Source organism: Aeromonas sp. 30P (genome assembly GCF_051919805.1).
GTDB classification, from domain to species: Bacteria; Pseudomonadota; Gammaproteobacteria; order Enterobacterales; family Aeromonadaceae; genus Aeromonas; species Aeromonas veronii.
Window position 1 is genome coordinate 4244853 of the sequence record NZ_JBQBEA010000001.1, and the last position, 12200, is coordinate 4257052.

At 53.4% G+C, this 12200-nt stretch carries 11 protein-coding genes, 1 tRNA gene and 1 pseudogene; 8 read left to right on the forward strand and 5 right to left on the reverse strand.

What is annotated here, in order from left to right; translation table 11 throughout:
• Position 1: 1 nt before the first annotated feature.
• From argB to ACTG2B_RS20050, 5 genes and pseudogenes are all read left to right on the forward strand, one after another.
• Positions 2 to 781, forward strand: coding sequence for an acetylglutamate kinase (argB, locus tag ACTG2B_RS20030; protein WP_040099221.1), 780 nt, complete (start codon positions 2 to 4; stop codon positions 779 to 781).
• A 25-nt stretch (positions 782 to 806) separates the two neighbouring features.
• Positions 807 to 1718: an ornithine carbamoyltransferase gene (locus ACTG2B_RS20035; RefSeq protein WP_439996729.1), complete on the forward strand. Its 912-nt coding sequence runs from the start codon at positions 807 to 809 to the stop codon at positions 1716 to 1718.
• 72 nt (positions 1719 to 1790) lie between these two features.
• Positions 1791 to 3026, forward strand: a complete 1236-nt coding sequence (locus tag ACTG2B_RS20040; protein WP_033115910.1) for an argininosuccinate synthase — start codon at positions 1791 to 1793, stop codon at positions 3024 to 3026.
• 210 nt (positions 3027 to 3236) lie between these two features.
• A pseudogene (gene argH, locus ACTG2B_RS20045) lies at positions 3237 to 4618 on the forward strand (argininosuccinate lyase).
• A gap of 120 nt (positions 4619 to 4738) precedes the next feature.
• On the forward strand, positions 4739 to 5374 hold the full coding sequence (locus ACTG2B_RS20050; RefSeq protein ID WP_244774538.1) for an FMN-binding negative transcriptional regulator: 636 nt from the start codon (positions 4739 to 4741) through the stop codon (positions 5372 to 5374).
• 62 nt (positions 5375 to 5436) lie between these two features.
• Here ACTG2B_RS20050 and ACTG2B_RS20055 read toward each other — a convergent pair whose 3' ends face one another.
• The 3 genes from ACTG2B_RS20055 to ACTG2B_RS20065 form a co-directional block, all read right to left on the reverse strand.
• On the reverse strand, positions 5437 to 5892 hold the full coding sequence (locus tag ACTG2B_RS20055) for a hypothetical protein (RefSeq protein ID WP_439996730.1): 456 nt from the start codon (positions 5890 to 5892) through the stop codon (positions 5437 to 5439).
• 453 nt (positions 5893 to 6345) lie between these two features.
• Complete coding sequence (locus tag ACTG2B_RS20060; protein ID WP_005336104.1) at positions 6346 to 7518, reverse strand: CD0519/CD1768 family membrane protein; 1173 nt, start codon at positions 7516 to 7518, stop codon at positions 6346 to 6348.
• A 105-nt stretch (positions 7519 to 7623) separates the two neighbouring features.
• Positions 7624 to 7699, reverse strand: a tRNA-Leu gene (locus ACTG2B_RS20065).
• A 520-nt stretch (positions 7700 to 8219) separates the two neighbouring features.
• Here ACTG2B_RS20065 and ACTG2B_RS20070 point away from each other — a divergent pair.
• Positions 8220 to 8846 carry a hypothetical protein gene (locus ACTG2B_RS20070; RefSeq protein WP_408811778.1) on the forward strand — a complete coding sequence of 209 codons (627 nt, stop codon included), beginning with the start codon at positions 8220 to 8222 and terminating at the stop codon, positions 8844 to 8846.
• Positions 8839 to 9987, forward strand: coding sequence for a hypothetical protein (locus ACTG2B_RS20075; RefSeq protein WP_408811777.1), 1149 nt, complete (start codon positions 8839 to 8841; stop codon positions 9985 to 9987). Before ACTG2B_RS20070 ends, ACTG2B_RS20075 begins: the two co-directional genes overlap by 8 nt.
• 60 nt (positions 9988 to 10047) lie before the next feature.
• Here the strand turns inward: ACTG2B_RS20075 and ACTG2B_RS20080 are convergent, their stop codons facing one another.
• Entirely contained in the window at positions 10048 to 10719 is a 672-nt protein-coding gene (locus ACTG2B_RS20080) for a hypothetical protein (protein ID WP_439996731.1), read from the reverse strand.
• Positions 10716 to 11213 (reverse strand): hypothetical protein, encoded by a 498-nt coding sequence (locus ACTG2B_RS20085; RefSeq protein WP_408811775.1) that lies wholly within the window; start codon positions 11211 to 11213, stop codon positions 10716 to 10718. Before ACTG2B_RS20085 ends, ACTG2B_RS20080 begins: the two co-directional genes overlap by 4 nt.
• A gap of 564 nt (positions 11214 to 11777) precedes the next feature.
• Here ACTG2B_RS20085 and ACTG2B_RS20090 point away from each other — a divergent pair.
• Complete coding sequence (locus ACTG2B_RS20090) at positions 11778 to 12134, forward strand: hypothetical protein (RefSeq protein WP_408811774.1); 357 nt, start codon at positions 11778 to 11780, stop codon at positions 12132 to 12134.
• The last annotated feature ends 66 nt before the right edge of the window (positions 12135 to 12200 follow it).

Consider the following 12200-nt stretch of genomic DNA (forward strand, 5'->3'; position numbering starts at 1 on the left):
CATGGACAAACAGACGTTGGTAATCAAGCTGGGCGGTGCCCTTATCGAGAACGACGAGGCGCTGACCGCCCTGTTCGCCACCCTCAAAACCTTTCTCGACGATCAGCACCGTCCTCTGGTGCTGGTGCACGGCGGTGGCTGTCTGGTGGATGACCTGCTCAAGGGGCTGGGTCTCACCTCCACCAAGAAGAATGGCCTGCGGGTAACCCCGTTCGAGCAGATCCCCTTTATTGCCGGGGCGCTGGCAGGGACGGCCAACAAGCAGATGATGGCCAAGGCAATCGCCACCGGCATTCCGGCGGTGGGGCTCTGCCTCGCCGACGGCGGCCTCTGTCAGGTGACCCAGCTCGACCCGGATCTCGGCGCGGTCGGCGAGTGCAAGCCGGGCAACCCGGCGCTGGTAGCAGGCATCCTCGGTCAGGGCTTCCTGCCGGTGGTGAGCTCCATCGGCATCACCGCCGAGGGGCAGCTGATGAACGTCAATGCGGATCAGGCAGCCACCGCCATTGCCGAGGCGCTCGGTGCCGATCTGGTAATGCTCTCCGATGTGAGCGGCATCCTCGATGGCAAGGGCAAGCTGGTGCCCCAGCTCGACAAGCTGACCGCGCTGGACCTGATGGAGAAAGGGGTGATCACGGACGGCATGGCGGTCAAGGTAGAAGCGGCCCTGCACGCCGCCGAGACCCTCGGCAAACCGGTCTGTGTCGCCAGCTGGCGCTACCCGGATCAGCTGCTCAAGCTGTTGGCTGGCGGCGCGGTCGGCACCCAAGTCGCTATTTGATCTCCACCGGAACAAGGAACATCCGATGCAACATCTTCTGAAAGACAGTGATCTGAACAAAGCCCAGATTGAAGCGCTGATTGCGCTGGGTAAAGCGGTCAAGGCCGACCCGAAGAAGTACAGTCAGGCGCTGGCCGGCAAGAGCGTGGTCACCCTGTTCGAGAAACCCTCCCTGCGCACCCGGGTCACTTTCGACATCGGCATCGCCAAACTGGGCGGCCACAGCGTCTATCTGGATCAGCAGAACGGCGCGCTGGGCAAGCGGGAGTCGGTGAAGGATTTCGCCGCCAACCTGTCGCGCTGGTGTGATGCCATCGTCGCCCGGGTGTTCGATCACCAGACCCTGGTCGAGCTGGCAGAGCACGGCACAGTGCCGGTAGTGAACAGCCTGTGCAACCTCTACCACCCCTGTCAGGGGCTGGCCGACTTTATGACCATTGCTGAGCACTACGACGACCTGTCGAAGGTGAAGCTTGCCTACCTCGGTGATGGCAACAACGTCAGCCACTCTCTGCTGCTGCTGGGGGCGACCCTGGGCACCGACGTCACCCTCATCTGCCCGAAAGGCCACGGCCCGGATACCCAGATCTTCCTGCAGGCGCAGGCACTGGCGGCCAAGTCGGGGGCGACCATCCACATCAGCGATGACGTGGCAGATATCGAAGGGTTCGACGTGGCCTACACCGATACCTGGGTCTCCATGGGCGACAACACCCCGATGGAGCAGGTCAAAGACCTCTTTATGCCTTACCAGATCAATCAGGCCCTGCTCGACCGCACCGGCATTCAGCATGTGCTGCATTGCCAGCCGGCGCACCGGGAGCTGGAGATCACCTCGCAGGTGATGGATGGCCCCGCCTCCCTCATCATGGACGAGGCCGAAAACCGGATGCATATCCAGAACGCCGTGTTGCTGACCCTGCTTGGGCATAAATAGTCAGGGCAACAAGTAACGCGGCAATCAACCTGAATCACGACCCTTTATCGAATCATCATGGAGAGAAGTAAAATGAGCGGAATCAACAAGATCGTACTGGCTTACTCGGGTGGACTGGATACCTCGGCCATCATTCCCTGGCTGAAAGAGCACTATGACGCCGAAATCATTGCCTTCGTGGCCGACGTCGGTCAGGAGCGCGACGATCTGGAAGGGATCGAGCAGAAGGCGATCGCCTCCGGCGCCACCAAGTGCATCATCAAGGATCTGCGGGAAGAGTTCGTCAAAGAGTACGTCTACCCGACCCTGAAGACCGGCGCCGTCTATGAGGGCACCTATCTGCTGGGCACCTCCATGGCCCGTCCGGTGATCGCCAAGGCGATGGTCGAAGCGGCACTGGCGGAAGGGGCTGATGCCATCTCCCACGGTTGCACCGGCAAGGGTAACGATCAGGTGCGTTTCGAAGGCGCGGTCGCCGCGCTGGCGCCCCAGCTGAAAGTGATCGCCCCGTGGCGGATCTGGGACATGCGCTCCCGGGAAGATCTGCTCTCCTATCTGGAGACCCGCAACATCCCCTGCAAGGCGACCCTGAAGAAGATCTACAGCCGCGACGCTAACGCCTGGCACATCTCCACCGAGGGTGGCGAGCTGGAGAGCACCTGGAATGAGCCCTCCGAAGCAGTCTGGCAGTGGACCGTACCGGCCGAACAGGCACCGGATCAGCCGGAGTACGTCAAACTGACCGTGGCGCAGGGTGAAGTGGTGGCCGTTGACGATCAGCCGCTCAGCCCGCACCAGATCCTGATGACCCTGAACGAGCGTGCCGGCAAGCACGGCGTGGGCCGCATCGACATCACCGAAAACCGGATGGTGGGGATGAAGTCCCGCGGCTGCTACGAGACCCCGGGCGGTACCGTGATGGTCGCCGCGCTGCGCGCGGTGGAAGAGCTGGTACTGGATCGCCCGACCCGCGCCTGGCGGGAGAAGCTGGGAGCCGAGTTCTCCCATCTGGTCTATGACGGTCGCTGGTTCACTCCGCTGTGCAAGGCGATCCTCGCCTCTGCCAACGCCATCGCCGAAGATCTGGACGGTGAAGTGGTGCTGAAGATGTACAAGGGTCAGGTCACCGCGGTGCAGAAGAAGTCGCCGAACAGCCTCTACTCCGAAGACTTCGCCACCTTCGGCGCCGATGAAGTGTATGACCAGAGCCATGCCGAAGGCTTTATCCGTCTCTACACCCTGGCCAGCCGGATCCGCGCCATGAAGGAGCAACATCAGGCTATCGGTGGCGATCACACCCACGGCTAAGCAAGCGCGATAACCCGTTGATTCCGTTGAGGGGGCATGGCCCCCTCTTCTACAGGCAGAGGGCATAGCCCCTGAGCCATCATCAGCGGGTGTGACAAGAGCGGCAGCGCCCCGGCCGCTTCTGTGAGATAACAGACTCGCAGAAAAACAGGGCACGATTTCAAGCTCGGTGGCCAGGGCGCCGCCGACAACGCATTCAAGGAGAGCAGTATGGCACTTTGGGGTGGACGCTTCAGTCAGGGAGCCGATAGCCGGTTCAAGCAGTTCAACGATTCGCTGCGGTTCGATTACCGGCTGGCGGAGCAGGATATTCAAGGCTCCATGGCCTGGGCCAAAGCGCTGGTCAAGGTGGGCGTATTGACCGCCGATGAGCAGGGCAAGTTGCAGCAGGCGATGGAGGTGCTGCTCGCCTCGGTGCAGCAGGATCCCCAGCAGATCCTGAGCTCGGATGCCGAAGATATCCACTCCTGGGTCGAGAGCCAACTGATTGCCGCCGTCGGCGATCTCGGCAAGAAGTTGCACACCGGTCGCTCGCGCAACGATCAGGTCGCCACCGACCTGAAACTCTGGTGCAAGGCGCAGGGCGAGCTGCTGCTCGGCTCCATCACCGCCCTGCAGCAGGGGCTGGTCGCCTCCGCTCGCGCCAATCAGGCTGCGGTGCTGCCCGGTTACACCCACCTGCAGCGGGCCCAGCCGGTCACCTACGCCCACTGGGCGCTGGCCTATGTGGAGATGCTGGAGCGGGACTACTCCCGTCTGCAAGATGCCCTCAAACGGCTCGACACCAGCCCGCTCGGCTGCGGCGCGCTTGCGGGCACCGCCTATGCTATCGACCGCGAAGCGCTGGCGCTCGACATGGGCTTTGCCGGCGCCACCCGCAACAGTCTGGATTCGGTCTCCGATCGGGATCACGTAGTGGAACTGATGCATGTGGCGTCCCTCTCCATGACCCACCTGTCGCGCTTTGCCGAAGACCTTATCTTCTACAACACCGGTGAGGCGGGCTTTGTCGAGCTATCCGATGCGGTGACCTCAGGGTCGTCGCTGATGCCGCAGAAGAAGAACCCGGATGCGCTGGAGCTTATTCGTGGCAAGACCGGCCGGGTGGTCGGCGCCCAGATGGGCATGCTGATGAGCCTCAAGGCGCTGCCGCTGGCCTACAACAAGGACATGCAGGAAGACAAAGAGGGGCTGTTCGATGCCCTCGACACCTGGCACGACTGCCTCGATATGGCCGCGCTGGTGCTGATCGATCTGAAAGTGAATGGCGAGCGCACCATGGCGGCGGCGCAGGGCGGCTATGCCAACGCCACCGAGCTGGCGGACTATCTGGTGGCCAAGGGGATTCCATTCCGTGAAGCGCACCATATCGTCGGTGAAACCGTGGTATTCGCCATCAGCGTGGGCAAACCGCTGGAGGAGCTCTCCATCGGCGAGTTCCAGCGCTTCAGCCCGGTGATCGAGTTGACGTTTACCCCAATCTGGAACTGGAAGCGACCCTGGCCAAACGGGTTGCCAAAGGCGGTGTCGCCCGCGAGCAGGTAGAAGCGGCCCTGACCACAGCCGAAACCTGGCTGGCAAAGCGCGGCTAATTACCGTTAACGCAGAGAGAGGGCTCCAGCCCTCTTTTTTTGCGCCCGAAATGGCTTGTCCCGCTGACTGGATGCCTGTAGTTGTTGAATGGATGTCAGCGCTCGATAGAAGGAATCTGCATGTATCTGCCACCTCATTTCACCACCGATGATCCCGAAGCTCTGCATCAACTGATGCAGGCACATCCGCTAGGTGCTCTGATCACCCATGGCTCACAGGGGCTGGATGCCAACCATCTGCCATTTGAGTTTGCAAAGGAAACCGGAGGGCAGGGAGTCTTGCGCGCCCATGTCGCACGCAACAATCCGCTCTGGCAAGAGGTGCAGGATGGGGACGAAGTACTGGTGATCTTCAAGGCTGAAGATGCCTACATCTCCCCCAGCTGGTATCCGAGCAAGCATGATCATCACAAGCAGGTGCCGACCTGGAACTACAGCGTGGTGCATGCTCACGGTCGCATTCAGATTCGCGACGATGCCCGTTTCGTACGCCGCCTGCTGGCAAATCTGACTCGTCATCATGAGGCCGGAGAACCGACCCCATGGAAAATGGCGGATGCGCCGAGAGAATATATGGAAACCATGGTGCAGACCGTTGTCGGTATTGAAATCGAGATAGAACGGCTGGTTGGCAAATTCAAACTGGGCCAGAACAAGGATGAAGCGGATCGGCAAGGAGCAGCTCACGCCTTGCATGCAAGAGGGCGGCTAGAAGTAGCCAGCGATATGGAGACCCCACCATCACCTCGCTCATGACGTGTTAAACCACAAACAGAAACGGCAACCCAAGGTTGCCGTTTTTTATTGCTCACCGCGGTTCAGGCGCGAGCATTGAGCAGTTTGCCAACCCCTTCCCCCTTGCCATTAGGCAGGGTCTGTTTAAAGGCACCGAGCAGCTGGTCGAGGTTGAGATGGCTGGCACCGAGGGAATCCTTGAGAGTATCAAGCTCGCTTTGCAGGGCATCGAGGCGGGTACTCTGGGTGCCGCTCGCCAGCTGGCTGCGGGCGCTATCGATGGCGGCAGGGAGGGATTGACCGCCATTCTCCTGCCCCAGAGTCTGCATCAGCTCCCCCATAAAGTGGTTGATGGCAGCGCGATTTTGCTCGCTGTCGGCATCCTTGATGCCGAGTCGCTGGAACAAACTCTGGACGGTCGGGGCGAGGCGATCTTCCTGCACTGTTTGCTGCACAGGCTCAGGTTTGGCACTGCTGCCGAGCAGCTGACTGCCCAGCTTGAGGGCGATAGAGGCAAGGGGAAGCAGGTTGCTGATCATGATATCTCTCCGCGACAACGACCCTTGATGGTGTTGCCAAGAGATGTGCATAAGCGGGGCCAGCACGGCGATAAAACGCACTGCACCGGCTAATCCCTTGAATGGCTGATCTATTTATTCAACCAGCACGCAGGAGATGGCCGAGCGCAAAGGGGAGTCAGGCGGCCAGTAGCTGCCGCCGCGGGCGGTAGTGGCAATATGGTGGCAAAGCGTTTTGCCGCCCACCCGAGCCGCGATCCCTTCCTTTCACACCCTGCTCGCCAACTCTTTGAGCCACTTGCGCTGCTGATGGCACCAACAGAGTAAAACCTGACAAAAGCACCGCAGCGATCAGGCACCGAATAACGACCTGCGGGCTTACTAATCGAGCGGTGATCCGCCCACAAGGCGTGACCAATAGAAATGAAAAGAGGCTCCAAAGAGCCTCTTTTTGTTTCCGTGTCTGAACCCGACTCAGCCCAGCAGTAGATAGAGCTGATGCGCCGCCACACCGGCGCACAGGCCGCCGATGGTGTGGGCGACGATGGCGCGGGAGGTGAGGTGGCGATAGCCGAGGGCATCGAGCATGGCGGTGTGGGTGCTCAGGAAGCCGCTCCAGCACATCCCCATGGCGGTAAACACCGCGACCTCGTTACCGGTGATCCACCCCTTGGCAATAAAGGGCGGCACCAGCGACATGGCGGCACCAACCGCACCGAGGGAGGTAGCCGGGAAGGCAACCAGCTCCGGCTGCTGGAAGCCAAACAGCAGGTCAAACAGCCAGCTCACCTTGGCGGCCAGCACCGGCAGCAGGGCAACCCCTTGAAACGCTTCGCCGGTATAGCCCTTGTCGCCGGGGCCGAAGGTGAGCAGCATCACGAAGGTACTGATGATCAGCACCCCGGGGATCACCGCCATCCCCAGCTCCACGCCAGATTTGCCGCCATCGAGCAGAGAGTTGAGGATCCGCAGCCAGCCGGGAGCCGCCTCTTTGGTCACCCCTACCTTGCGGCCGTCGGACGATATAGCGTCATCGTTCAGCACTTCCCCCACCAAGGGGCGGATCATCCGCTGCATCAATCGGGTAGAGACCACCGAGCCCACCAGAGCACCCAGCAACCCAATCAGCGCCGCGCTGGCGGTGGATTCACCGCTCGGCAGTTGCAGGGTGGCCATAAAGGTGACCACGATCAGCCCCATGCCGAAGGCGGTGCCGAAGTTGGTGAGCGACACCAGCTGCCAGGGGGTGAAGCCTTTGCGAAAGCGGCTGTCCTTGGCGAGGCTGATCACCGCCGGGTTGTCGGAGAAGAAAGTCATCAGGGCCGCCAGCGCGGTGCGGCCAGGCAGACGAAACACCGGCTTCATCAGGGGGGCCAGCAGCACCTCCAGCAGGCGGATCACCCCGAACTCGCTCAAGAGCTGGCTCAGGGCACCGGAGAGCACCGTGATCCCCATGATAAAGAGCACGGTATTGAGCAGCAGCTGGTGGGCGGTATTGAACAGGGTGTTGACCATGGCAGAGAGGCCCATCTGGCTGCCGAGGTAACCGAACAGGCTGCCAAGAATAAGCAGTACCAGCACGGGTTCCATCCAGTTCCGAATGGCGGCAAGTCGCCCCTTTGACTCTATAACTACATGATTTTCCATATCTATCCTGCGGTTCATCTGTGCGTGTGTGGTTGTTTTTATGGTTAAAAAATGGCTGCGCCAAATAGAAAAAAGCCCTTGTCTTGCGACAAGGGCTTTTTGAATTGGCTCCTCCTACTGGACTTGAACCAGTGACATACGGATTAACAGTCCATGTACCGCTTCAAATCAGCCAAAAGCATCCAATCTGGTTGCTCACTTCAAGCGATGCTGAGTTCAGCAACCTCATGAGCCCAATCCGGGGCAAAACCAAGAGAAAATCGCTCACTTACTAGCCACGAAACCCCATCATAAGCATCAAGAAATGAGGATTAACAGTCCATGTACCGCTTCAAATCAGCCAAAGGCACCCAATCTGAGGGCTCACTTCAAGCGATGCGGCCTTCAACAAACTCATGAGCCCAATCCGGGGCAAAACCGAGAGCGAATCGCTCACTTCCTAGCCACAAAACCCCATCATAAGCATCAAGAAATGGGGATTCACAGAATGCCGTTCTACCGACTAACCTCAGACGGAACTCTTTAACCCATTGTACATGAACTACTTTTTATTTATCATATCGTTAATAATGAAATGCTAACGCTCTTGACTTTTTTACTAATTTAACTACGGCGGTTAATCACTTAGTATGTATTTTAAATCAGATGTAGTCTTTTGGGGCTCTCGATTAATAAACTGTATCCGATAGGAATGGAGCAGAATGAAAAGTCATGAATATATAGTAATATGCGGATTAAACCGCAGTCAGGTCGGTAGATTACTGGCTATCGCCGCCTCTATCCTATCTGCTTTTATCATTTTTTCGATACTAAAATTGGCCGAAGTACTGAAATATTTCAACTTCGACAGTCATATTCCCCCCTCTCTTTTGTCACTTGGTGGAGCCGGAACAATATACTGGGCTCTATATACATTACTGGACAAATATCTCTGGCGAAATTCATTAATTGGAAAAGCTCTCCGCGTTCCGAATCTCTCAGGAAAATGGCGGGTTAAAGGACTCACAAAATCAGAAGGAGGAGGACAATGGGAGGGTATACTGACGATTGTGCAATCTTGGGATAAGGTTAGAATTGTACTAAAAACTACTCAATCGCAGTCAGACAGTGTTACAGCATCGATTATTTACGATGAATGCATAGGCTACCAACTTCTATATCATTACAAAAACCAACCCAAGATGGGTGAAGAGCATCTCCATGCACATATAGGATTCGCTGAATTCTGGTTTGCTGAGGATCTACTCAAAGCTGATGGCCATTACTTTAACGCTCAAGGCCGAGCAACCTATGGAACAATGACTATGGAGAGAATTGATAATGTATAAATCAACTTTTAGTGATCGCATAGAGCGGATGAAAAAACGCCGTAAAGGTTCCACAGAACAGATAGGTGTTGCCCAAGAGTCTTACAGTGGCATTGCGATGGACGGCCTCGAGAATTATGGGCTCTTAGAAAACGTAATTTCCTCTAAGGAGGAATGGGAACTCCGTGGTAAAGAGGATAATGCAACTCGTTACGTCATCGGCGCCATGCAACCAGTTGAATCCCAGTATACTAAGGTCTCACTCCAAACAGCAGAACGTATCGAAAATCAACTTGAAAAAAGACTAATCAAACATCAGCTTGACTTTCGTTTGCAAGGCTCTGTTGCTTTAGATATTCACATTAAAGGCTTCAGCGATGTTGACTTACTAATTATTGATAAGCAGATGCTAATGTATGACCGAGACGGGGTTAGAAAGAACTTCTATACTCCTACATCAAAGAAAGCAGATGATGTAATACTCACATTGCGTAATACCGCGCGTGACGAGCTCAAAAAAGCATTTCCAGAAGCGAACGTAGATGATGAAAATAATAAATCCCTCAGAGTCACAGGCGGTTCGTTACAACGGGAAGTAGATGTAGTACCGGCAATCTGGTGGGATAATTGTGACTATCAGTTGAGCCAAATAGAAAATGAACGCGGAGTAATGATTCTCCACAGAGACACTCGTGAATATATTTACAACGCACCATTTGTACATATAAAAAGAATTGAAGATAAATGTAACCGCACTAATGGGGGGTTACGTAAAAGTATTCGATTGCTTAAAACTATAAAAGCAGATAATCAGGATGAAGGTATCGAAATAAATCTTAGCAGTTATGATATAGCATCACTCATGTATCACGCCGATGAAAACAACCTTCGCCATAACACATATTATGAGTTGGCAGTATTGACAGAAACTCATAGATGGCTAAATTACCTTTGCACACATCCGGATGAGGCTAAAAAATTGGATGTGCCTAACGGCACTAGAAGAATCTTAGAAAATGATTCTTCATTAGATGAATTAGCCAAACTGACCCACATAGTTAATGGCATTGTTAATGATGTTATACGTGAAGTTTTTGGTGATTTTGACCAACAAGACACAATTGATAAAAGTGCATTATTGAAATCGACTCAGGTACTTTAATCACCATTGAGAAGGAGGTAGTTTACCTCCTTTCACTTATTGATGCATTGGCCGTTTTTTTCAACAAGCCTCATGTGATGATTTTTTATCTAGTTGTTTTTTCGCCTCTTGGTAAGATGATATCCCTTCGCAGTCGCGACTAACCAGCGTCAAGGCTATATCTCCATGTGTAGGTGTATTTGTCCAATATGTCCCAGTCAAAGATAATTGGTCACCAGCAAGTTTTAACTCACCAGCTCCACTGGTTATAGAATGAGCTCCTGAAAAAATTTTCCGCAGTTCAAACACATAACACAGCCGCGTTACGTCTGTCTTCGAACTTCTCAAAAGAGCTTCCAGTCGTGATTCCCCCTCCTGTCGCTCAGTAAAGGATTGAATAGATAGAGTTAGGTATGTCTGCTTTATTACAAAGAAGATAGGTACAACCAATCGTTCACCATCAACGGCACCAAAATCAGATTTTAATTCCCCCTGCCAAGTACCGTGAACAAGTGGTCTATTCATCCATTTAGCAAGTCGCCTCCACCGCCAAGCTAGCCTTGTGAATACTCCAAACAAACAGATGCACAGCCCCAGTGATATGCTAAACGCTTTCCAAAGAGCAGAAGATATCGATATATGTAAGAAGCGCCACTGAATCAGAAACACGATTAAGCATACCCCCCCTAATAACCAACCAAACACCTTGAGTAGGCGTTCAAACTCTGCTGTTGTCAGGCTAAGATTATTCATTGGCACACACCAACTTTTCCTTCCACACCGTTTTTATAAATATGTATATCTCCAGCTGCAGATATCACTGCAGCGACTTCCACTTGCGGTAAGATGGAGATTAATAAGGCTGTCATCTGACGAGCACCTTGAGGCCAAATAGCAAGTGGGTTAGCAAGAGCAGCATCTAAAGGAGGAGAGACGAATTGCGCAATATGAGTAAGATTTCCACTTTTTGCGTCTATGAGGTGAAATCCATCATGCATACTGCTTCCTCGAGTAGCCAATAAGGCAAGCGTGCTTATTACATTATTAGCACCAGTAATCGGTAAATCTCGACCTGCATCCAAGCGAGCTCCTAAAGGTACTACAGGCAAATTTTCGATAGCGCTATAAACAATAAGCCCTAAGCCAACAAAATCATCAGGCCGCCTAGCAGAAAGGCTCAAAAGAAGCTCACTTAATCGTAATTTATCTATAATCCTACCTCCAATATTTAAGCCATTTAACTGCAATGATGAATATCATACCACTAATCTATTTCTGCAAGAAAGGAAAGGGTTAGGGACTAGCCATTCCAGACACCGTTTTAGGAGCCATAGGTCCTATCACTTAATCTTTCCCCTGATACGCCCATAAAAATTCAACCTAGAAGTTCACTATAAGCTGCCATAGATAATGAGAGGATTTACATACAGGTCGTATTCGGTCGTCACGTTGTGAGGCCCCCAACGACTGTATGTTATTCACCGCTAGCCCATCGAAACCGTCAGACATCACAGCTTGATGATCGCTTGTATTGTACAGGAAAATGATCGCCTGTATCGATGATACACTGACAAGGCGTAGCCGCACCACAACCAATTCTCTCCAGCATATCTGCATATTAATTAACTCACCTATATCATTCAATTTAATTTATGTGATGACCATCCCATTTTTACCCCAAGCGACTGTGCGCAAACACATCGAAAACATATAACAAGCCATCCAGCGGACTCAAAATACATCTAATCAAGAAGGTAATAACATACTGTTATATATATTCTGAAAACAATGACGCAACCGAAGGAGAAAATATGAAGGTCACAGCATTGACATCACTTATCCTACAAATAAACAGCTTAGTCGACTCAGGGAAATATAACGACATCACAATCTATGATGTACATCAAGCAATTGAATCAAAAAGGCTTCTACGATTCATAAAAGAAAGATGTGGCCCTGATATAGATTTGAGCATTCATCTTGAAAGCACAGCCTATGGTGACTTTGAAAATTACTATGAAGAGAAAATATATCAAATTTATGGCGGTTATGCTGGAAGTGAACGACGTAAGTGGGGGGTGGAAAGACTAGGTCTGTGTCTTGTTATAGCTTGGACCAATGAGATAATTCAATGGGGTGATGGCTTAGAATTACCTAATCATCGCTAGTCATAAACAACCATAATTATAAAAGTTTTTATTAGTGGTAGGACGATAGGTTGTCGCCCTACCATT